The organism is Streptomyces sp. NPDC047017, from assembly GCF_040644175.1.
In the GTDB taxonomy this organism is placed as follows: domain Bacteria; phylum Actinomycetota; class Actinomycetes; order Streptomycetales; family Streptomycetaceae; genus Streptomyces.
Window position 1 is genome coordinate 360,911 of record NZ_JBEYVW010000005.1, and the last position, 21,232, is coordinate 382,142.

Here is a 21,232-nt window from a genome sequence, read left to right on the forward strand (position 1 = left end):
ACCCGACATCCGGCCAACTCGACGGTTCACACGGGGGATTGCCCCCGCAGCGAACCCGCTCAGCCCTCGGCGGCACCGCTCAGCGCGGCGCGCGGGCCGGACACCGCTCAGTCCAGCGCGCGGGCCAGATAGGGCGCCGTCGCGCTGTCCCGTGCCCGCGCCACCCGCGCCGGCGGGCCCGCCGCCACGATCCGGCCGCCCGCGTCGCCGCCGCCCGGCCCCAGGTCCACCACCCAGTCGGCGCCGGCCACCACCGACATGTCGTGCTCGACGACGATCACGGTGTGCCCGGCGTCGACCAGCCCGTGCAACTGGCGCATCAGCACCTGCACATCGGCCGGATGCAGTCCCGTCGTCGGCTCGTCCAGCAGATAGAGGGTGTGCCCGCGCCGCCCGCGCTGCAACTCGCTCGCCAGCTTGATGCGCTGTGCCTCGCCGCCGGACAGCTCCGTCGCCGGCTGCCCCAGGCTCAGATAGCCGAGCCCCACGTCGAGCAGGGTGCGCAGGCTGCGGGCCACACCCGGGGTGTCGGCGAAGAACTCCGCCGCGCCCTCCACCGTCAGGTCCAGCACCTCGGCGATGGTGCGTCCCCGGTACGTCACCTCCAGCGTCGCGGCGTTGTACCGGGCGCCGCCGCACTCCGGGCACGGCGCGTACGTGCTCGGCAGGAACAGCAGCTCCACGCTCACGAAGCCCTCGCCCTGGCAGGTCTCGCACCGGCCGCCGGCCACGTTGAAGGAGAACCGCCCGACACCGTAACCGCGTTCCCGGGCCGCGTCCGTGGCCGCGAACACCTTGCGCACGGTGTCGAACAGGCCGGTGTAGGTGGCCAGGTTCGAGCGCGGGGTCCGCCCGATCGGCTTCTGGTCCACGAAGACCAGCCGCCCGACCCCGGGCAGCTCCTCGGTGATCTCCCCGATGAGCGTCGACTTCCCGGACCCGGACACACCGGTGACCGCGGTGAACGCGCCCAGCGGGAACCGCGCCGTGACCCCGCGCAGGTTGTGCCGGGTCACCGGCCCCACCGTCAACTCGTCGCCCGACGTACGCACTTGGCGTTCCGATGCGGCGGGAGGGGCGAACAGGAAGCGGGCCGTGGCCGACTCGGCGACCTGGGCCAGCCCGTCGACCGGCCCGCTGTGCAGCACCAGCCCGCCGTGCTCCCCGGCACCCGGACCGACGTCCACCACCCAGTCCGCGCCCCGCACCACGTCCAGGTGGTGTTCCACCACGAACAGCGAGTTCCCCGCGGCCTTCAGCCGCTGCAACACCGTGAGCAGCGCCTCGGTGTCCGCCGGGTGCAGCCCCGCCGACGGCTCGTCCAGGACGTACACCACCCCGAACAGCCCGGACCGCAGCTGGGTGGCGAGCCGCAGCCGCTGCAGCTCACCGGCCGAGAGGCTGGGCGCGGTCCGGTCGAGGCTGAGATAGCCGAGGCCCAGCTCGACGACGGGCGCGATCCGGGACCTCAGATCCTCGGTGAGGACACGGGCCGCCTCGGACGTGCCGTGCGGCATCCCGGCCAGCTCGGCCAGCTCGGCCAGCGGCAGCGCGGCCAGCTCGGCGATGGTGCGCCCGGCGAAGGTGACGGCCAGTGCCTCGGGCCGCAGCCGGCTGCCGCCGCACACCGCGCAGGGCGCGGAGACGAGGAACCGTTCGGCCTTCGCCCGCAGCGTCGGGCTCTTCGAATCGGCGAACGTCTTCAGCACATACCGGCGGGCGCTCATGTACGTGCCCTGGTACGGACGTTGGATCCGGTCGGCGTCCCGCACCGGTTGCACGGTCACCACCGGCTGCTCGTCCGTGAACAGGATCCACTCCCGCTCCTTGGCCGGCAGCTCCCGCCAGGGCCGGTCCACGTCGTAGCCGAGTCCGTCGAGGACGTCCCGCAGGTTCTTGCCCTGCCAGGCCCCCGGCCACGCGGCGATCGCCCCCTCGCGGACCGACAGCGACGGATCGGGGACCAGCAGTTCCTCGCTCGTGCGGTGCACCCGCCCCAGCCCGTGGCACTCCGGGCACGCCCCGGCCGCCGTGTTCGGCGAGAAGGCGTCCGAGTCGAGCTGCTCGGCGCCCGGCGGGTAGTCACCGGCCCGGGAGAACAGCATCCGCAGCGAGTTGGACAGGTTCGTCACGGTCCCCACCGAGGACCGCGAGGTCGGCGCCGACCGCCGCTGCTGCAGCGACACGGCCGGCGGCAGCCCGCTGATCTCCCCGACCTTCGGCGCCCCCACCTGGTGGATCAGCCGGCGCGCGTAGGGCGCCACCGACTCGAAGTACCGCCGCTGCGCCTCCGCGTAGACGGTCCCGAACGCCAGCGACGACTTGCCCGACCCCGACACCCCCGTGAACACGGCGAGCGCGTCCCGGGGCACATCGACGTCGACGCCCCGGAGATTGTGCTCACGGGCGCCCCGGACACGGACGTACGGATCGTGGGAGGTATGCATGGCGGCGCTCCGGACGGTGACGGGAACATGCGACGAACGGGCACGAGCAGACTCCGCAATCCTATGCGGACGGCTGCGGGCGGCCGCCGAAGACCCCGGCCAGCAGCCGGTACGACTCCACCAGGGCCGCCCGGTCGTACGTGCTGGTGGTGACCAGGACCTCCTGGGCGCCCGTCTCCTTCAGCAGCGTCTCCAGCGCGTCGGCCACCTGGTCCCGGGTGCCGGTGAGGTGGCCGGTCAGGCCGGACTCGTAGAAGCCGCGCTCCTTGGCGGTCATCGGGAGGGCGGCGACGCGGTCGGCGGGCGGCAGCGGCGGGAACGTGCCGTGGGTGCGGGCGTGGGCCATCGACCAGGCCTCCGGGAGCAGCAGGCGGTGGGCCTCCGCCTCGGTGGCGGCCACCGCGACCGTGCCCGAGACGACGACGTAGGGCTCGGCCGCCCAGGGGGAGGGGCGGAAGTCCGCGCGGTAGCGGTCGATGCCGCGCAGCAGCTTCTCGCGGTCGCGCAGATCACCGATGACCAGGGGCAGTCCGGCGCGGGCGGCGATCTGCGCCCCCTCGCCCATGGCCAGCACGAACGGCGGTACGCGCAGCCCCTCGGCGGGCCGGGCGTGCGCGCCGGTCGGCGAGGTGCCCTCGAACCAGCCGAGCAGCTCCGCCAGTTGCGCCGCGAAGTCCCCCGCGTCGCCCTTGTCGTGACCCAGGGCCCGGCGGACGCCGTCGGTGAAGCCGACGGACCGGCCGAGCCCCATGTCGACGCGCCCGGGGTACAGCGACTCCAGCACGCCGAACTGCTCGGCCACCACCAGGGGCCGGTGGTTGGGCAGCATCACCCCGCCGGTGCCGACCCGGATCGTACGGGTGGCGGCGGCGACGGCGGCGGCCAGCACGGTCGGCGCGGACCCGGCGACGCCGGGCACGCCGTGGTGCTCGGAGACCCAGAAGCGGTGGTAGCCGAGGCGCTCGGCCTCCTGCGCCAGGCGCACGGTGTCCCGCAGGGCCTCGCCGGCCGGCCGGTCCGCACGGGTGCGGGAACGGTCGAGGACGGCGAAGCGGGTGGCGGCGATCAGGGAACTCACACCGGGTTCAACACGGCAGCCCGCCCAGGATTCCCGATTGCCGCCGCCCTCAGCGGGAGCTGTCGTCGGGCTCGGGACCCCAGTACTCCGGCCCGCCGCCGCGCCAGTCGATGAGCGGGGAGACCGAGACCTCCACGGGGTCGACGTCGAGACCCGCGCGCCGCAGGAACTCGGCGACATCCGCGGTGCTGTACGCGAGACCCAGGATCTCGCCGTTCACGCGGACGCGCCGGCCGCCCGTCGGCGAGGGCGGGTGCACGGTGACGGGCAGTGCTCCGGACATGCTCCCAGCATCGGGTGCCGGGCCCGGACCCGCATCCGGACGGCCACCGGCGGCCGCGGCCGTACGGCCACCGGCGGCGGTTCCCGGAGCGGCGGCCCCGGGAACGGGACGCCTTCTTCGCGGCCGCGCCCGAGGAACCCGCCCGGCGGACCGAGCTGGGCAAGCACCTGAGACGCCGAGACGCGTCGGGGGACGTACGCGAGGACGTACCCGCGCGGGAGCGCTCGGTCAGTCCGTGTCCTCGATGCGGAAGCCGATCTTGAGGCCCACCTGATAGTGCTCGATCCGCCCGTTCTCGATCTGGCCCCTGACCTGGGTCACCTCGAACCAGTCGAGGTTGCGCACGGTCTGCGAGGCCCGCGTGATGGCGTTGCGGATGGCCTCGTCGATCCCCTCGTGCGAGCTGCCGACGATCTCGGTGACCCGGTAGGTGTGGTCGGTCATGGCGGTGCTCCTCTCGTGTGGCACACGTCACTCCACGGTGCCGTACGCCGGGCGCGAGCGCGAGATGTGCGGTCCGTGACCGGACCGCCACTTGACCTCCGCATTGGTCCATACCAAAATCCCAGGACACCCGTACGAGCCCAGCTCGGCCCCCCACGTCGGGATCTCCCTGTCCACCTGGCAGAAACAGGACCCCTTCGTGAAACGTCGCCTCCTCGCCCTCGTCTGTGCGTCCGCGTCCCTGGTCAGCGCCTGCGGCGCGCTGCCGGGCGGCACCGGCGGCCGGCACACCGTCACCGTGTGGCTGATGAAGGACAGCGCCTCGCAGGACTTCCTGCGCCGCTTCACCGAGGACTTCGAGCACACCCACAAGAACCTGCGCCTGGACATCCGCATCCAGGAATGGACCGGCATCGGCCCCAAGGTGCAGTCCGCGCTGTCCGCCGGCTCCGACGACGGCCCGGACGTGATCGAGGTCGGCAACACGCAGGTCGCCCAGTATGTCGAGGATGGCCGGCTGACCAACCTGACGCTGGAGTCGATGCGGGACTGGGGCATGCAGGACTGGCTGCCCGGCCTGGCCGAGCCGGGCCTGGACAACTCCGCCCAGTACGGCATCCCCTGGTACGCGGCCAACCGGGTCGTCATCTACCGCAAGGACCTGTTCGAGAAGGCCGGCATCCAGTCCCCGCCGCGCACCCGGGACGAGTGGCTGGCCGACACCGAGAAGCTCGACACCGACACCGACCAGGGCATCTACCTGGCCGGACAGGACTGGTACACGCTGTCCGGCTTCATCTGGGACGAGGGCGGCGACCTCGCCAAGGAGTCCGCCACCACCTGGAAGGGCACGCTCGACACCCCGGCCGCCCTGCGCGGCATGGACTTCTACCGGCGGCTGCAGGCCCTGGGCGACGGGCCCAGGGGCGCCGACGAGGAGCACCCGCCGCAGGCCGGGGTGTTCGCCGGCGGGAAGGTGGCGCAGATCGTGGCCGTGCCCGGACTGGCCCAGGCCATCGTGCGCCAGAACCCCGCCCTCAAGGACCGGCTCGGCTTCTTCCCGGTGCCGGGCAGGACCGCCGCGCGGCCCGGCTCCGTCTTCACCGGCGGCTCCGACCTCATCGTGCCGCGCAACACCGACGACCGGGAGGCCGCCGTCGCCGTGGTCGCCGCGCTCACCGGCGCCAAGTGGGACACCGAACTGGCCCGCACCATGAACTACGTCCCCAACAAGACCACCCTCGCCGCCGCGGTCGCCGGCGAGGAGGGCGTCGCCGCCATGGCGGCGGGCGCCGCGCACGGCAGGGCGACCCCCAGCACACCGCAGTGGGCGGCCGTCGAGGCGGACAACCCGATCAAGCAGTACATGACGAAGGTGCTCGCCGGAGGCGACCCGCCGACCGAGGCGCGCCGCGCCTCGCAGCGGATCACCAAGGAGCTGGCGCCCGGCCCGGGGTGAGCCGCACGGCAACCGGCCGGACCCGTCCGGCCCACCGCGTCCGGCCCACCCCGACCGGCTCGTTCACCGCGTCCGGCTCACCGCACCACGCTCAGCGAGAGCGCGAAGCGCCCGGCCTCGTCGGTCCACCACCGGGCCAGGTCCAGCCCGGCCCCGGCCAGTTCCGCCGCCACGCCCTCCTCGCGGAACTTGGCCGACACCTCGGTGCGCAGGTCCTCGCCCGCCGCGAAGTGCACGGCGAGGTCGAGGGCGGGCACCTTCACGGTCTGGTCGGCGCGCGAGCGCAGCCGCATCTCGACCCATTCCTCGGCGGCGTTCCACAGCGCCACGTGGTCGAAGGCGTCCGGGTCGAAGTCGGCGCCCAGTTCGCGGTCGACGACGGCCAGGACGTTCTTGTTGAACGCCGCCGTCACCCCGGCCGCGTCGTCGTACGCCCGTACCAGGACGTCCTCGTCCTTCACCAGATCGGTGCCGAGCAGCAGCCCGTCGCCGGGGGAGAGCAGGGCGCGTACCGCGGTCAGGAACGCGGCGCGTTCGGCGGGCAGCAGATTGCCGATGGTGCCGCCGAGGAACGCCACCAGGCGTGGGCCGGGGGCGGCGGGCAGGGTGAGTCCGGCGGTGAAGTCGGCGATCAGCGCGTGCACGGTGAGGCCGGGCCGCTCGGCGGTGAGTGCCTGCCCGGCCTGGCGCAGCGCGCTGTCGCTGACGTCGACGGGGACATAGGTGTCCAGGGAGGTGAGCGCGTCGAGCAGGTACCGGGTCTTCTCCGAGGACCCGGAGCCCAGTTCGATCAGGGTGCGGGCGGGCAGCGTGGCGGCGATCTCGTCCGCGCGGTGGGCGAGGATCTCGCGCTCGGCGCGGGTCGGGTAGTACTCGGGGAGTTCGGTGATCCGCTCGAACAGGTCGCTGCCGTGCGCGTCGTAGAACCACTTGGGCGGCAGGGTCTTGGGGTCGCCGGTCAGGCCGTGCCGCACGTCGGTGCGGAGCGCGGCGGCCATGGCGTCCTCGGGCAGGGTGCGGGTGATGCGGAACGGACTCAACGGCGGGGCTCCTCGGAGGGTGCGGGCACCAGGTCCTCGGTGAGGTCCTTGAGCGGGGTCAGCAGGACGTCCGTGCGGCTCGCCACCACCAGGGTGCGGTCGGGGACCTCCCGCCACAGCGGGTCGTCGTCGTACGGCTCGGAGGCCACCACCGTGCGGCGGCCCGGCTCGATGCGGTACCACAGGGTGTCGCCCCAGGCGGTCGCGGTGATACCGGAGCCGTCGGTGAGCAGCAGGTTGAGCCGGGCGCCGGGGGCCGCCGCGGCGACCTCCAGGACGGTGTCGGCCAGGGCCTGGGCGGGCTCGTCGCCGCCGCGCAGCCGGGCCAGCACGAGCGCCCAGACGAGCGCGGAGTCGGTACGGGCCTCCAGCGACAGCAGCGCCTCGGACGGCAGCGTCCGGGCCACCGCGGCGAGCGGTCCGGGCCAGCCGGGCACGGCGCCGTTGTGGCTGAACAGCCAGCGGTCCGCGGCGAACGGCGCGGCCGCCGCCTCGGCGTCGGCGCCCGCCAGGGTGGCGTCGCGCACCGCGGCCAGCAGCGCGGTGGTGCGCACCACCCGGGCCAGGTCGGCGAAGGACTGGTCCGCCCAGATCGGCCCGGCCCGGCGGTAGCGGGCCGGGACCGGGTCGCCGTCGGCGTACCAGCCGATGCCGAAACCGTCGGCGTTGACCGTCCCGTGCCGCTGGTGCCGGGGCGCCCACGACTGCCGGTACAGGCCGTGCGGGGGCTCCACCAGGAACCGGCCGAGCGGTACCGCCTCGCCCACGTGAGCCAGGTGACGGCACATCAGGACTCCTGCGGCCGGGCCGAGCGGGCGGTGCGGAACCCGGAGAAGATCTGCCGCCGCACCGGATAGTCCCAGTTGCGGAAGGTCCCCCGGCAGGCCACCGCGTCCACGGCGAACGAACCGCCGCGCAGCACCTTGTACTCCGGCCCGAAGAACACCTCGGAGTACTCCTTGTACGGGAACACGGTGAACCCCGGGTACGGCAGGAAGTCGCTCGCCGTCCACTCCCACACGTCACCGATCAACTGCCGTACGCCGAGCGGCGACTGCCCGTCCGGGTAGCTGCCGGCCGGGGCCGGGCGCAGATGGCGCTGCCCGAGGTTGGCGTGCTCGGGGGCCGGGTCGGCGTCGCCCCACGGGTAGCGCCGCGAGCGGCCGGTGGCCGGGTCGTGGCGGGCAGCCTTCTCCCACTCGGTCTCGGTGGGCAGCCGCCGCCCGGCCCAGCGGGCGTAGGCGTCGGCCTCGTACCAGCACACGTGCAGGACCGGTTCGTCGGCCGGTACGGCCTCGGTGGCGCCGAAGTGGCGGCGCAGCCACTGCCCGCCGTCGCGGCGCCAGAACAGCGGGGCGGTGATGCCGTGCCGCCGCAGGTGGGCCCAGCCGTCCGGCGCCCACCAGCGCGGGTCGTCGTAGCCGCCGTCCTCGATGAACGCCAGGTAGGCGGCGTTGGTCACCGGGGCGGTGTCGATCCAGAACGGCGCCACCTCGCGCGGGTGCGCGGGCCGTTCGTTGTCCAGCGCCCACGGCTCGGTCGAGGTGCCCATGATGAACGGGCCGCCGGGGACGAGGACTTCGGCCGGTCCGGTGAACGCCGGGTCCGGCCGCCGCGGGGCCGGCGCGGTGAGGGCCTGCGGGCCCCGGCGCAACTGATGGGTGATCAGCATCGTCTCGTCGTGCTGCTGTTCGTGCTGGGCGATCATGCCGAACGCGAAGCCCGCCTCGGTCAGCCGCGAGCCGTCCAGCGTGGTGGTCTCCAGCAGGTCCAGCACCCGCCCGCGCACCTCGGCGGCGTACGCGCGGGCCTCGCCCGGGTCCAGCAGCGGCAGCGTGGGGCGTGCGGCGCGCGGGTGCTCGAAGGCGTCGTAGAGACTGTCGATCTCCGGGCGCATCGCCTCCCGCCCGCCGACCGCCCGCAGCAGCCACAGCTCCTCCTGGTTGCCGATGTGGGCGAGGTCCCACACCAGCGGGGACATCAGCGGGGAGTGCTGGGCGGTCAGGTCGGGCTCCTCGACGCAACTGGTCAAAAGGGTGGTGCGGTCGCGGGCCGTGGTGAGGGAGGCCAGGGCCCGCTCGCGCAGTGCTTCGGTGCCGGCCTCGGGGCCGGGAACGGGGGCGGTCATGTGAGGATGTCCTTCCCGTGGACGCGCGCTTCCTCGCCGCGCACTCGGTCGAGCAGGTCGTCGGCGGGACATCGGCCCCTGCGGACGTAGTGGTCCAGGTGGGCCGCGACGGCGCCGGTCACCTCGTCACCGGCCCCGAGCCGGGGCAGGGCCGCGACGGCGGCCTCGAAACAGATGACGGCGGCCTCGCGCAGCTCCGGATCGGCGAGGGCCGAGCGGGCCGCGTCGGCCCACAGCGCGTTGTGCGGCGCGGGCCGGGTCAGGGCGCGTTCGGCGAGCGGCTTCACCGCCCGGTACGCCGTCTCGGACGCCTCCGGGTCGTCGAAGAGCGCCGCCGTCACCGCGAGCGGCACGATCCACCCGTCGTCGCCCGGCTGCGCGTCGATCATGCGCAGCTCCAGATGGCCGCGCGGCCGGACCGGCGGGAACAGCGTGGTGAGGTGGTAGTCGAGATCCTCGCGGGTCGGCGGTCTCGGCAGGCCGGAGCGTATCCAGTCGCGGAACGTCAGGCCGTCGGGCACCTGCCACGGTCCGTCCTCGCGGCGTACGCACATCACCGGCGCGTCCAGGACGTGCCGTGTCCAGGCGGCGCGGGGATCGCCGTCCAGCGAGGGACCGCCCGCGCGGCCCGGGCCGATCTGCGCCCAGTGCAGCTGCCGGGTGGAGCGCCAGCCGGTGGGCCGCCCGGCGACCAGCGGGGAGCTGGCGAACGCGGCCACCAGGACCGGGCCGAGCTGGTGCGCCAGCCACCAGCGCCGCACATGGCCCAGCGGACCGGGCTCCTCGTGGCCGGCGTCCACGCACACCTGCACGGAGGCCGAGGCGCACATCATGTGCCGGCCCGCGGGCCCGTTCCGGTCCAGGCACTGCTCCAGGGCGTCGTAGCGCCGCTCGCGCAGGAACCTGCCGGGGGTGTGCCAGGGATCGTGGCCGGCGCCGACGAGGCACAGGCCCTGCCCGGCCAGTACGGCACGGACGGCGTCGAGGTCGGCGGAGACGGTGCTGACGCACTCCGTCAGGGAGGCGGCGGGGGGTGAGCTGAGTTCCAGCTGGCCGCCGGGTTCCACGGTGAGCGCCGACCCCAGGGGTACGGCCCGCAGGGCGGCGTAGGCCGCTTCGAGTCGTTCGGGTGTCACGGGGAGCCGCGGCGTGCGCAGCTCGTGGACCAGCCATTCGGTTTCGACACCGAGGGTGCGGGGCGGCCCGGTCTTGAAGCAGATGCCGCTGACCAGAGCCTCGGCCCCGGCCTCGGTGACGGCGCCACGGTATTCCGTACAGCCGCCCTCCGAGGCGGATCGTGCATCGGACATGTCGGGATCCTCCTGAGATTCCACCATGCCACCGGCCCGGGATCGGTGGGCCGGGACGGTGTCACACGCGTCCCACCCAAGACCTTCCGATCGATTCGCACAAGGGTGCAGATCGGGACAATAGTGGCCCGGAATTGTCGTTTCCGCGATGTTTCCCGTTGCGTTTCCCTGTACTCCCCGGTCCTCCCGCCCGGCATCCCCGGTCCTCCTGCCCGGCATCCCGGTCCGGGAAAACTCCGTTGCGCCACGGGCCCGTGATCGCTCAGGATCGGTGCATGAACACGGGGGACGCCGCGCGGGCCGCGGTCGTGGCGCGTACGGGGGTGGCGCCATGAGCGCGCGCCTGCGCGGCATCGCACAGCAGACGGAACAGATCGTGACGGCGGGGTCCTACCGGGCCTCCGGCGGCGCCGAGGTGCCCCTGTCGGAGGCCGTCGAGGCCGCCCGGCGCGGTACGCGCCTGCACGGGCCCGAGCCGGTGCCGGTGCCGCGCTGGAGCCCGGCCGCCACGCGCGTCGAGGTCACCGGCGAGAGCAGCCTCGCCGCGGCCCGCCGGCTCACCGGCCCGGTCGCCGTACTGAACTTCGCCTCGGCGCGGAACCCCGGCGGCGGCTACCTCAACGGCGCGCAGGCCCAGGAAGAGGCCCTGTGCCGGGCCTCCGCGCTGTACACCTGCCTGCTCGAAGCCAAGGGCTTCTACGACCACCACCGGGCCCACCGTGACCCGTTCTACTCCGATCGGGTGATCCACTCACCGGCCGTGCCCGTCTTCCGCGACGACCGCGGCGAGCTGCTGGACGAGCCGTACACCGCGGGCTTCCTGACCGCCGCGGCGCCGAACGCCGGGGTCGTCCTGCGGGACGCGCCCGAGCGGGCCGCCGGACTGCCGGGGGCCCTCGCCGTCCGTGCCGGACGCGTGCTGGAGACGGCCGCCGCGCACGGCTACCGGCGACTGGTGCTCGGAGCCTGGGGATGCGGGGTCTTCCGCAACGACCCGGCGCAGGTGGCGGGCGCCTTCCGTACGCTGCTGGGCCCCGGCGGGCGGTTCGCGGACGCCTTCGAGCACGTGGTGTTCGGGGTGCTGGACCGCACCCCGGGGAACACCGTCCGCGCGGCGTTCGCACGGACGTTCGCCTGAGCGGCCGTCGCCGCCGCCCGGCGGTTCAGCTCCAGCCGTAACGCTGCCGCAGCCGGGCCACCACGGTGTCGAACCGCGGCCGGTCCAGCGCGCACGCCTCGCGCCGCATGCCGTCCTCGTGCAGCCGCAGTATCCGGTCCACGTCCACCCACGAGTCGCGCCCCGAGCGGTCCCAGGGCCCGTTCCCGATCGGCACCCACTCGCGGTCGCCGTCATGCGCCTTGCTCGACAACCGCACGGCGAGCAGGGTCCCCGCCGCCTCCCGGGCCACCACCAGCACCGGCCGGTCCTTGCCCCGCCCGTCGTTCTCCTCGAAGGGCACCCAGGTCCAGACGATCTCGCCGGGATCGGGGTCGCCGTCGTGCGCGGGCGCGTACGCGGTGCGCACCGGGCCGACCTCGCGCGGATCGGCCTCGGTGGTGGCGGCGGGACCGTACCGGCCGGGAACGTTCTCATCGGTGAAGGAAGTCATCCGGGCACCCTAGAACGTAAGCGCCGGTACGCCGACGCCGGGCGGGCGCGGAGCACGCGGCCGTGCGGACACCGAAGGGCGGCGGGGGTGGTGGGGGATGGAGGGAGGTTGCCGGGGGCGAGGGGGCTTGTCCTCGGGCCGATGTGCCGTCAGGAGACCTCGTCGCGCGAGCGGATGCGCAGGCCGGGGCGGCGCCGGTGGACCGTCAGGCAGGCGAGGCCGTCCGCTCCGGCGGTGACGCCGCGCGTCGAGCCGCGCGGCAGCCAGGCCGTCACGCCCTCGGCCAGGCGCCGGGGTCAGTCCCCGGGCCCGCGCCGAGGAGGCCGTCGCCGGAGACGACGTACAGCAGGACGTCCAGGTCCGGTTCGGCATGCGGCGCGCCCCGCCCGGTGAGCGACGGAACGACAGGGAGCCCTGGCACCCCTGGCGCCCCGACCGCGCCGACCGCGGCGAAGCGACCTCGCTGGTCCGCCGGGGCCGGTTCCGGTCACTCACCGGGCCAGCAGCCTGCGCAGCCAGTCCAGGTGGGCGGTCCGGGCCGAGCGGGCCAGGGCCGACTGGGCGGCGAAGGCGTCGAAGCCGTGGAAGCCGCCGGGCCAGACGTGGAGTTCCGCGTCGCCGCCGGCCTGCCAGATGCGGGAGGCGTAGGCGACGACCTCGTCACGGAACGTCTCCGCGGAGCCGACGTCGAGGAAGGCCGGGGGCAGGCCCGACAGATCCTCCGCGCGGGCCGGCGCGGCGTACGGCGACACGTCGGGGCCGCCGCGCCGGTCGCCCAGCAGTGCCGTCCACCCGGTCTCGTTGGCGGTGCGGTCCCAGACACCGGTGCCCGCCATCTGCCGGGCGGACGGAGTGTCGTTGCGGTCGTCGAGCATCGGGTACATCAGCAGCTGCCCGAGCGGGCGCGGCCCGCCGCGGTCGCGCAGCAGCAGCGCCAGCGCGGCGGTGAGGCCGCCGCCCGCGCTCGCCCCGGCGATCACGATCCGCTCCGGATCACCCCCGAGTTCGGCGGCGTGCTCCGCCGTCCACACCAGACCCGCGTACACGTCCTCCACCGGCGCGGGGTGCGGGTGTTCCGGCGCCAGCCGGTACTGCACCGACACCACGACCGCGTCCAGCTCCCGCGCCCATTCCAGGAACACGTCCACGCCGATCCGGTGGTCGCCGAGGACCATGCCCCCGCCGTGCACGTGGTAGAGCACCGGCCGCGGCCCGGCCGTGGCCGGTGCGGCGGGGCGGCAGATCAGCAGGGAGACGTCGGGCGCTTCCTCGGGCCCGGGCACCTCGCGGACCGTCACCTCGAAGGCGCCGCCCAGGGTCAGGTCCGGCCCCGCCGCCAGGGCGAGGGCGGCACTCTCCCGCGCGGCGGCCAGGTCCGCCGGGGTGAATCCGGGCCGCAGGAGGTCCCTCAGCTCCGTCAGGAGCACGGCCAGCTCGGGATCGAACGGGGGCGGGACCGGCGTCATGGAGTCTCCTCGCGCGGGGCCGGCCGCGGTGGGCGGCGGCGGGATCGTACGGACGTGGGCGGGGTCGTACGCCCGGGGTCGGGTCGTACGGCCATGATCGTGCCCTCGTCCGCGTACCCGCTGGGACGCGTCCGCGTACCCGCCGGACCGGTCCGCGTACCCGCCGGGACCGGTCCGCGTCCCGGCGGCGCCTGTGACACGTGGTCTATGGTGCTCCCGGAACGGCCGGAGGGGCCGGAACCGTGTCGGCTCCGGCCCCTCCGGGCGGTCTCAGCGGGCTCAGACGGCGACGGTCTCGCCGGCGTGGCCGTGCAGGCGCGTGACGACCTCGGTCAGCTGACCGGCGACCTCGGCGTCGTCGATCGGGTGGGTCTGGGCGAAGCGGGTCAGCGAGCCGGGGATGGAGAGCTTGATGTCCTCGATCACCTTGCCGCCGGCGATGCCCACGGCCTTGCGGGTGTCGTCGTGCGCCCACACACCGCCGTACTGGCCGAAGGCGGTGCCGACCACGGCGACGGGCTTGCCCACGAAGGAGCCGGCGCCGTAGGGGCGGGACAGCCAGTCGATGGCGTTCTTGAGGACGGCCGGGATGGTGCCGTTGTACTCGGGGGTGAAGAGCAGGAAGGCGTCGGCGACCGCGGCGGCCTCGCGCAGCTTGGCGGCGGCGGCCGGTACGGTGCCCTCGACGTCGACGTCCTCGTTGTAGAACGGGATCTCGGCGAGGCCGTCGAAGACCTCGACCTCGGCGCCCTCGGGGGCGAGCTTGGCGGCGGCCTCGGCGAGCTGGCGGTTGTGCGAACCGGCGCGGACGCTGCCGACGAGGGCGAGGATGCGAACAGACATGGGGGACTCCAAGGGGGAAACACTGCCGTAACGATCCGGACCGAGGTCCGTTTAATTTTCTACCAGAGTAACCGGACCGCGGTCCAGTTCTGTTCCCGATGCTTTACGCTGTCTTCATGTCCCGCGCTCTGCCGCCCTTCCCCACACCTCAAGAGCCCACAGCCGAACTGGTGTTGCTCGAAGTCGGCGCCGGCACGGACGAACCCGGCCTGCGGGCCGACGCGGCACGCAACCGCGCCCGGCTGCTGGACGCCGCGGCCCGCCTGGTCGCCGAGCACGGCGCGGCCGGCGTCACGATGGAGGCGGTGGCCGCGGCCGCCCAGGTGGGCAAGGGCACCGTCTTCCGCCGCTTCGGCGACCGCACCGGCCTGCTCACCGCGCTCCTCGACCACTCCGAGAAGAAGTTCCAGGCGTCCTTCCTCAGCGGTCCGGCCCCGCTGGGCCCGGGCGCCCCGCCCGTGGAGCGGCTGCGCGCGTTCGGCTGTGCCGCGCTGCGCCGCGCCGCCGACGACCTGGAACTGCAACTGGCGGCCGAACCGTGCCCCGACCGCCGTTTCGTCGTCCCGCCCCGCCGGGTCCGGCACGGCCATGTGGTGATGCTGCTGCGGCAGGCCGTCCCGGACGCGGACGCCGAGCTGCTCGCGCAGACGCTGATGGGCTACCTCGAACCCGCCCTGATCCACCACCTGACCCGGCAGTGCCACATGCCGATGGAACGGCTGCAGGCCGGCTGGCACGATCTGGTCCTGCGGCTGACCGGCACGGGGACGGTGCGCTGAGCGAGCGCGGTTCCCGAGCCCGCCCACCGGGCCCACCCGCCAAGCCCACCTACCAGACCCACCTACCAGACCCACCCACCGGGCGGGCTCAGCGGCCGGCGAACATCTCCAGCAGTCCGCGCGGCGCGTCCTCGCGGAACAGCAGGGCGGCGCCGCGGGCCGAGTCCGCCGCCGCGGCCGCGCTGCGCGGGAACAGCCGCTCCTCGTACGCGGTGAGCGCGGCCTCGGTGTCCTCGCGGCGGGCGGCGAGGAACCCGGCCAGCTCGGCGCCGTCGAGCATGGCGAGGTTGGCGCCCTCGCCGGCGAACGGCGACATCAGGTGCGCGGCGTCGCCCAGCAGGGTGACGCCGGGGACGCGCTCCCAGCGGTGCCCGGCCGGCAGGGCGTGGATCCGCCGCGGCACCAGCGCGCCGTCCGCCTCGCCGATCAGCGACCGCAGACTCTCGTCCCAGCCGGCGAACTGCTCCAGTACCCGCACCTTGGCCTTCTCGGTGTCGGTGAAGTCGATGCCGTCCAGCCAGTCCTCCGGTGACTCGACCGCCACGTACACATGCACGCTGCCGTCCGTCTCCCGGTGCGCGAGGAACCCCCGGCCCGCGCCCAGCGCGAAGAAGAACCCGCCGCCCACCACCTCGGCGGCCCCGGGGTGGCGTACGTCGGCCTCCAGCAGGTCCACCTCGACGAAGGACACCCCGGTGTAGGCGGGCCGCGCCGCCGAGAGCAGCGGCCGGATCCGCGACCAGGCGCCGTCCGCGCCGACCAGCAGGTCCGTGGTGAACGCCGAGCCGTCGGCCAGGGTCACCTCGTGCCGGCCGCCGCCCAGCGGACGCGCCGCGGTGACCTTCGCGCCCCAGCGGACGGTGCCCTCGGGCAGCGAGCCGAGCAGCAGGTCGCGCAGGTCGCCGCGGTCGATCTCGGGCCGCTGCCCGCTGCCGTCGTCGGGTTCGTCCATGCGGACCACGGCGTCCCGGTCCAGGACCCGCGTGGCCTGACCGCCCGGCAGGACCAGCTCTTGGAACCGCTCGTGCAGTCCCGCGGCGCGCAGCGCCTCCTGGCCGGACTCCTCGTGGATGTCGAGCATGCCGCCCTGGGTGCGCGCCGCGGCAGAGGCGTCGAGATCGAACACGGCCGCCTCGATCCCGTGCACACGCAGCACACGAGCGAGCGTGAGCCCGCCGAGTCCGGCGCCGATCACGGCTATGGGGTGATGGGGTGTGGTGTTGGTCATGGGGAGCCTCCTGGGCCGGGGGAGTGGGGGCGGGGGGTGAAGTGGGGTGGAGGGGCGGGCGCACCGGGCGGCTGTCAGTCCGGGACCGCGGTCCGTTCGATGCCGCCGATCACCGCCCGGATGCCCCAGGACAGGCGGTCCCCGGGCGCGCCGGACAGCAGCGAGTCGGCGAGAGCGGCGATGTGCGGATGGGTCGCCGCCGGGGCGCCGTGCAGCGCGCGGGTGAGCGCGTCCCACTCCTCCCGTGAACCGGCACCGCCGCCGTGCGCGGAGTGCTCGGCGGCCGTCGCCGTGGCGTGCTGGAGCAGCAGGTCCACGCCCCACGCCGCCTGCGGGGCCGGGACGCCGCCCTCGTCGAGCAGGGCGAGCAGCGTCTCGATCAGGTTCAGGTAGTGGGGGCCGCTGGGGCGGGCGGTGAGGGCGGAACGAGCGAGGCTCGGGTGCTCCATGAGCATCGCGGTGTACGCCGTGAGCACCTCCTCCAGCCGCTCCCGCCACCCGCCCTCCGAGGGAGCGGGACCGACCGTGCCCAGCAGCTCGTCCAGGACCGCCGCGTGCAGTTCGGCGGTGTTGCGCACGTAGACGTAGAGCGAGGCGGGCCCGGTGTCGAGTTCCTGGGCCAGGCGCCGCATGGTCACCTTCTCCAGGCCCTCGGCGCGCAGCACGGCGACGGCGGCGGTGACGATGCCCTCCCGGGTCAGGGCGGGCTTGGCCGGCCGGTCGCGGCGGCCGCGCGGGGTGCTGGGGCGTGCTGTCATGCCGTCGACTGTAGCGAACATGTTCGTGACGAACAAGTTCGTAGCGAACATGTTCGTCACGCCTCGTGGACGGGTCCGCCCACGACAACGCGGGCCCCTCCCGGCTGGGAGGGGCCCGCGTGACTTGCTTATGGAAGGGGACGTGACTTGTTCATGGGACGGAAACGGCCGCCCCTACTCGTCGCCCTGCTCCCCCTGCGCCTGCTGCTGCTCGGCGACCGCCTTGCGCACCTCGTCCATGTCCAGCTTCCGCGCCTGGCCGATCACGTCCGTCAGCGCCGCCTCGGGCAGCGCACCGGGCTGGGCGAACACGGCCACCTGATCACGGACGATCATCAGGGTCGGAATGGACTGGATACCGAAGGCCGCCGCCAGTTCCGGCTGCGCCTCGGTGTCCACCTTGCCGAACACCAGATCGGGATTGCCCTCGGCCGCCTTCTCGTAGACCGGCGCGAACGAACGGCACGGCCCGCACCAGGACGCCCAGAAGTCGATCAGGACGAACTCGTTCTCCGTGACCGTCCGGTCGAAGTTCTCCTTGGTCAGCTCCACGGTGCTGCTCATGGCGTGTTCCCTCTTCCTGGTGGGGGGTGTTGCCGTCGGCACAACATGGCCGACCCTACGGACTATTCCGCGCGCGTACCCGTGTGGCCACCGGGCACACCACCGACCAGACTGACCCCATGACGGAAACGGAAACCATCGCGTACGACGTCGTGGTGCTCGGGGCCGGTCCGGTGGGGGAGAACGTGGCCGACCGCACCCGCGCCGCCGGACTGGCCACCGCGGTCGTGGAGAGCGAACTGGTCGGCGGCGAGTGCTCGTACTGGGCGTGCATGCCCAGCAAGGCCCTGCTGCGCCCGGTCATCGCCCGCGCCGACGCCCGCCGCCTGCCGGGACTGCGCCAGGCCGTGGAAGGGCCGCTGGACGCAGCCGCCGTCCTCGCCCGCCGCGACGAGTACACCTCCCACTGGCACGACGACGGCCAGGTGCGCTGGCTGGAGGGCACCGGCGCCGACCTGTACCGCGGCCACGGCCGGCTGGCCGGCCCGCGCACGGTCACCGTCACCGGCCCGGACGGGGAGCGCCGGACGCTGACCGCCCGGCACGCCGTCGCCGTCTGCACCGGCACCCGCGCCCAGCTTCCCGACCTGCCCGGACTCGACGACGTACGCCCCTGGACCAGCCGCGAGGCCACCGGCGCCAAGGAGGTGCCCGGACGGCTGATCGTGGTCGGCGGCGGAGTGGTCGCCGCCGAGATGGCCACCGTCTTCCAGGCCCTCGGCTCGCAGGTCACGATGCTGGTGCGCGGCAAGGGACTGCTGGCCCGCATGGAGCCCTTCGCCGGGGAACTGGTCGCCGACGCGCTCACCGAGGCGGGCGCCGACCTGCGCACCGGCACCTCGGTGGAGTCGGTGACCCGTGAGAACGGCACCGTCGTCGCCGTCACCGGCACCGGTGACCGCATCGAGGCCGACGAGATCCTCTTCGCCACCGGACGCGTCCCGCGCACCGACGATCTCGGCCTGGAGACCGTCGGCCTGGAGGCGGGCTCCTGGCTCACCGTGGACGACACCCTGCGCGTCGAGGGCACTGACTGGCTCTACGCGTGCGGGGACGTCAACCACCGGGCTCTCCTCACCCACCAGGGCAAGTACCAGGCGCGGATCGCGGGCGACACCATCGGGGCGCGCGCCGCGGGCACCCCGCTCACCGACCCGCCGCCCTGGGGCCCGCACGCGGCCACCGCCGACCACACCGCCGTCCCGCAGGTCGTCTTCACCGACCCGGAGGCCGCCGCCGTCGGCCTGTCCCTGGCGGAGGCGGAACAGGCCGGCCACCGGGTCCGCGCCGTCGACGTGGACCTCTCCTCGGTCGCCGGCGCCGGACTGTACGGCGAGGGCTACCGGGGCCGCGCCCGCATGGTGGTCGACCTCGACGAGCAGATCCTGCGCGGTGTCACCTTCGTCGGCCCGGGCGTCGGCGAACTGCTCCACTCGGCGACCGTGGCCGTCGCCGGGCAGGTCCCCCTCGACCGCCTGTGGCACGCGGTCCCGTCCTACCCGACGATCAGCGAGGTGTGGCTGCGGCTGCTGGAGGCGTACCGCGGCTGACCGGCCGGGAGGACGGCCGCGGCGCCGCGGCACCCGTTGCCGGCTAGGGCAGTTCGAACCCGAGGGCGCGCGCCGCGTCCTCGGGCGTCGGCTGCGCCCAGCGCGCCGCGATCGCCTCGTTCGAGGACAGCGAACGCACCTCGGCGCGGTCGAGGTAGAGGGTGCCGTCGAGGTGATCGGTCTCGTGCTGCACGATGCGGGCCGGCCAGCCGGTGAACACCTCGTCCACCGCGTGCCCGTGCTCGTCCACCGCCCGCAACCGCACCTCGGCGTGCCGGGCCACCACCGCCTGCCAGCCCGGCACGCTCAGGCAGCCCTCGAAGAACGCGGCCCGGTCGGCGCCGACCGGCTCGTACGACGGATTGACCAGTACCCGGAAGGGCTGCGGCACCCGCCCCCGCGCGAGCCGCACCTCCTCGGGCCCCGTCGCCGGGTCCTCGATCACCGCGATCTGCAGCCCCACCCCCACCTGGGGCGCCGCCAGGCCCACGCCCGGCGCGGCGCGCATGGTCACGCGCAGCGCCTCGACGAACCGGGCCAGCAGCGCGGGCCCGAGCTGCCCGTCGAACGGTTCGGCACCGGATCGCAGTACCGGGTCACCGGCGGTGACGATGGGCAACGGGCCACCGGCGGCGAGTAGTTGCTCGACCCGCTCCGCGTGGGACGGGTACACGTGTTCAGAAGCCATCGCGCCAGCATGCCACGGCGGGGGGAGCACTCGCCGCCGCGGTGACCGGCTCACCCGCGCTCGAACTCACCCGCGAGGGCGGCGGCGATACGCAGGTGCGTCGCGGCCTCCGTGTGACGGCCCTGCCGCTGCAGGGTGCGGCCCAGCATCAGCCGGGCGTAGTGCTCCACCGGGTCGTGCTCCACGATGACGCGCAACTCGGCCTCGGCGCGGAGCAGTTGGGCCGAGTGATAGTAGGCGCGCGCGAGCAGCAGCCGGGGCCCGGCCTGCTCGGGCGTTTCCTCGACGAGCCCGCGCAGGACGCGGGCCGCCCCGGCGTAGTCCCGGGCGCCGAAGAACATCCGCGCGCGCTCCCAGCGCTCGGCCGGGGTGCCGTGGTCGTAGTAGGTGAACTCCATGGACGACCTCCTCGGCACGGACAACAGAAGCAGATAATTGAAAATTCCACGACCTGCACGGCCTGGAGATGCCCCAGCGCACTGACCGCACTGACCTCACTGACGGAAGGTCCCCGGCGGCCCTATGTTGATGCCATGAGCAATCTCGATCGCCGGCCGGTGCCCGCGGTGTGCGGTGGACGTGGTTTCGTGGTGGCGGAGCCCGTGCGCGAACTCCTCAGCCCGCGCCGGGTCAGGCTCGGCGAGTCCTCCGAAGTCCGCCGGCTGCTGCCCAACCTGGGCCGCCGCATGATCGGCGCCTGGTGCTTCGTCGACCACTACGGTCCCGACGACATCGCCGACGAGCCCGGCATGCAGGTGCCCCCGCACCCGCACATGGGCCTGCAGACGGTGAGCTGGCTGCACGAGGGCGAGGTCCTGCACCGCGACTCGACCGGCAGCCGCCGGCTGATCCGCCCCGGCGAACTGGGCCTGATGACCTCCGGCCGGGCCATCAGCCACTCGGAGGAGACCCCCAGCACGCACGCCCGCTTCCTGCACGGCGCCCAGCTGTGGGTCGCCCTCCCCGACGCCCACCGCCACACCGACCCGCACTTCGAACACCACGCCGACCTGCCGACCGTCACCGCACCGGGCCTCACGGCCACCCTGATCCTCGGCGACCTCGACGGCACGACCTCACCGGGCACGGCGTACACCCCGATCGTGGGCGCCGACCTCTCCTTGACCCGGGGCGCGGACGTACGCCTCCCCCTGGAACCCGACTTCGAGTACGCCGTCCTGTCCATGTCCGGCGAGGCCCACGTCGACGGCGTCCCCGTGCTGCCCGGCTCGATGCTCTACCTCGGCTGCGGCCGCACCGAACTCCCCCTGCGCGCGGACTCGGACGCCGCCCTCATGCTCCTGGGCGGCGAACCGTTCGAGGAGGAACTGATCATGTTCTGGAACTGGATCGGCCGCTCCCAGGAGGAGATCGCCCAGGCCCGCCGGGACTGGACGGAGGGGACCCGCTTCGGCGAGGTGAAGGGCTACGACGGCGCCCCGCTCCCCGCCCCCGAGCTGCCGCCGGTGCCGCTGAAGCCACGGGGGAGGGCACGCTGAGCTGGGGGAATGGCTGCTGACGGGCGAGGGGTGGGGCGGCGTGCGGCGGTGCGGGGTC

At 74.1% G+C, this 21,232-nt stretch carries 21 protein-coding genes and 1 pseudogene; 5 read left to right on the forward strand and 17 right to left on the reverse strand.

The genetic code is table 11. From position 1 onward, the window contains the following. Positions 1–107 precede the first annotated feature (107 nt). The 4 genes from ABZ858_RS11410 to ABZ858_RS11425 form a co-directional block, all read right to left on the reverse strand. A complete protein-coding gene (locus ABZ858_RS11410) occupies positions 108–2,447 on the reverse strand; it encodes an excinuclease ABC subunit UvrA (protein ID WP_361375122.1) in 2,340 nt (779 codons plus the stop codon). A 61-nt stretch (positions 2,448–2,508) separates the two neighbouring features. Further along, on the reverse strand, positions 2,509–3,525 hold the full coding sequence (locus tag ABZ858_RS11415; RefSeq protein ID WP_361375124.1) for an MsnO8 family LLM class oxidoreductase: 1,017 nt from the start codon (positions 3,523–3,525) through the stop codon (positions 2,509–2,511). A gap of 49 nt (positions 3,526–3,574) precedes the next feature. After that, complete coding sequence (locus tag ABZ858_RS11420; RefSeq protein WP_361375126.1) at positions 3,575–3,808, reverse strand: hypothetical protein; 234 nt, start codon at positions 3,806–3,808, stop codon at positions 3,575–3,577. Between the two features lie 228 nt (positions 3,809–4,036). Then, positions 4,037–4,252: a dodecin gene (locus tag ABZ858_RS11425; protein ID WP_361375128.1), complete on the reverse strand. Its 216-nt coding sequence runs from the start codon at positions 4,250–4,252 to the stop codon at positions 4,037–4,039. Positions 4,253–4,451: 199 nt separating this feature from the next. Here ABZ858_RS11425 and ABZ858_RS11430 point away from each other — a divergent pair, with 199 nt between their 5' ends. Beyond that, positions 4,452–5,711, forward strand: a complete 1,260-nt coding sequence (locus ABZ858_RS11430; protein WP_361375130.1) for an extracellular solute-binding protein — start codon at positions 4,452–4,454, stop codon at positions 5,709–5,711. A 77-nt stretch (positions 5,712–5,788) separates the two neighbouring features. On the opposite strand, the gene egtD is transcribed toward ABZ858_RS11430, so the two are convergent. Genes egtD through egtA form a run of 4 tightly spaced genes read right to left on the reverse strand, consistent with a single transcriptional unit; the run spans position 5,789 to position 10,189 of the window. Then, positions 5,789–6,751, reverse strand: a complete 963-nt coding sequence (egtD, locus tag ABZ858_RS11435) for an L-histidine N(alpha)-methyltransferase (RefSeq protein ID WP_361375132.1) — start codon at positions 6,749–6,751, stop codon at positions 5,789–5,791. Next, positions 6,748–7,539 (reverse strand): ergothioneine biosynthesis protein EgtC, encoded by a 792-nt coding sequence (gene egtC / locus ABZ858_RS11440; RefSeq protein ID WP_361375134.1) that lies wholly within the window; start codon positions 7,537–7,539, stop codon positions 6,748–6,750. The genes egtD and egtC overlap by 4 nt, the downstream gene beginning before the upstream one ends. After that, complete coding sequence (egtB, locus tag ABZ858_RS11445; RefSeq protein ID WP_361375136.1) at positions 7,539–8,879, reverse strand: ergothioneine biosynthesis protein EgtB; 1,341 nt, start codon at positions 8,877–8,879, stop codon at positions 7,539–7,541. The genes egtC and egtB overlap by 1 nt, the downstream gene beginning before the upstream one ends. Next, a complete protein-coding gene (egtA, locus tag ABZ858_RS11450) occupies positions 8,876–10,189 on the reverse strand; it encodes an ergothioneine biosynthesis glutamate--cysteine ligase EgtA (RefSeq protein ID WP_361375138.1) in 1,314 nt (437 codons plus the stop codon). The genes egtB and egtA overlap by 4 nt, the downstream gene beginning before the upstream one ends. A gap of 331 nt (positions 10,190–10,520) precedes the next feature. Between egtA and ABZ858_RS11455 the strand changes: the two genes are divergently transcribed. Beyond that, a complete protein-coding gene (locus ABZ858_RS11455; protein WP_361375140.1) occupies positions 10,521–11,327 on the forward strand; it encodes a TIGR02452 family protein in 807 nt (268 codons plus the stop codon). A 25-nt stretch (positions 11,328–11,352) separates the two neighbouring features. Here the strand turns inward: ABZ858_RS11455 and ABZ858_RS11460 are convergent, their stop codons facing one another. The 4 genes and pseudogenes from ABZ858_RS11460 to ABZ858_RS11475 form a co-directional block, all read right to left on the reverse strand. Continuing rightward, positions 11,353–11,799, reverse strand: a complete 447-nt coding sequence (locus ABZ858_RS11460) for a type II toxin-antitoxin system PemK/MazF family toxin (protein WP_361375142.1) — start codon at positions 11,797–11,799, stop codon at positions 11,353–11,355. A gap of 149 nt (positions 11,800–11,948) precedes the next feature. After that, positions 11,949–12,172 (reverse strand): annotated as a pseudogene (locus ABZ858_RS11465) (hypothetical protein); the annotation flags it as partial. 118 nt (positions 12,173–12,290) lie between these two features. Then, positions 12,291–13,265 (reverse strand): alpha/beta hydrolase, encoded by a 975-nt coding sequence (locus tag ABZ858_RS11470; protein ID WP_361375144.1) that lies wholly within the window; start codon positions 13,263–13,265, stop codon positions 12,291–12,293. Positions 13,266–13,544: 279 nt separating this feature from the next. After that, on the reverse strand, positions 13,545–14,108 hold the full coding sequence (locus tag ABZ858_RS11475) for an NAD(P)H-dependent oxidoreductase (protein WP_361375146.1): 564 nt from the start codon (positions 14,106–14,108) through the stop codon (positions 13,545–13,547). A gap of 116 nt (positions 14,109–14,224) precedes the next feature. On the opposite strand from ABZ858_RS11475, the gene ABZ858_RS11480 reads away from it, so the two are divergent. Further along, on the forward strand, positions 14,225–14,887 hold the full coding sequence (locus tag ABZ858_RS11480) for a helix-turn-helix domain-containing protein (RefSeq protein WP_361375148.1): 663 nt from the start codon (positions 14,225–14,227) through the stop codon (positions 14,885–14,887). Between the two features lie 88 nt (positions 14,888–14,975). Here the strand turns inward: ABZ858_RS11480 and ABZ858_RS11485 are convergent, their stop codons facing one another. The 3 genes from ABZ858_RS11485 to trxA all read right to left on the reverse strand — a co-directional run bounded on the left by ABZ858_RS11485 (position 14,976) and on the right by trxA (position 17,437). Continuing rightward, positions 14,976–16,115: an NAD(P)/FAD-dependent oxidoreductase gene (locus ABZ858_RS11485; protein ID WP_361375150.1), complete on the reverse strand. Its 1,140-nt coding sequence runs from the start codon at positions 16,113–16,115 to the stop codon at positions 14,976–14,978. Positions 16,116–16,189: 74 nt separating this feature from the next. Next, complete coding sequence (locus ABZ858_RS11490) at positions 16,190–16,873, reverse strand: TetR/AcrR family transcriptional regulator (protein ID WP_361375152.1); 684 nt, start codon at positions 16,871–16,873, stop codon at positions 16,190–16,192. Positions 16,874–17,047: 174 nt separating this feature from the next. Continuing rightward, positions 17,048–17,437 carry a thioredoxin gene (gene trxA / locus ABZ858_RS11495; protein WP_361375154.1) on the reverse strand — a complete coding sequence of 130 codons (390 nt, stop codon included), beginning with the start codon at positions 17,435–17,437 and terminating at the stop codon, positions 17,048–17,050. A gap of 119 nt (positions 17,438–17,556) precedes the next feature. Between trxA and ABZ858_RS11500 the strand changes: the two genes are divergently transcribed. Continuing rightward, positions 17,557–18,987 (forward strand): NAD(P)/FAD-dependent oxidoreductase, encoded by a 1,431-nt coding sequence (locus ABZ858_RS11500; RefSeq protein WP_361375156.1) that lies wholly within the window; start codon positions 17,557–17,559, stop codon positions 18,985–18,987. 43 nt (positions 18,988–19,030) lie between these two features. Here ABZ858_RS11500 and ABZ858_RS11505 read toward each other — a convergent pair whose 3' ends face one another. Beyond that, positions 19,031–19,675 carry a peptide deformylase gene (locus ABZ858_RS11505; protein ID WP_361375158.1) on the reverse strand — a complete coding sequence of 215 codons (645 nt, stop codon included), beginning with the start codon at positions 19,673–19,675 and terminating at the stop codon, positions 19,031–19,033. 50 nt (positions 19,676–19,725) lie between these two features. After that, complete coding sequence (locus ABZ858_RS11510; protein ID WP_361375160.1) at positions 19,726–20,073, reverse strand: tetratricopeptide repeat protein; 348 nt, start codon at positions 20,071–20,073, stop codon at positions 19,726–19,728. 135 nt (positions 20,074–20,208) lie between these two features. Between ABZ858_RS11510 and ABZ858_RS11515 the strand changes: the two genes are divergently transcribed. Beyond that, complete coding sequence (locus ABZ858_RS11515; protein ID WP_361375161.1) at positions 20,209–21,174, forward strand: pirin family protein; 966 nt, start codon at positions 20,209–20,211, stop codon at positions 21,172–21,174. Positions 21,175–21,232 lie beyond the last annotated feature (58 nt).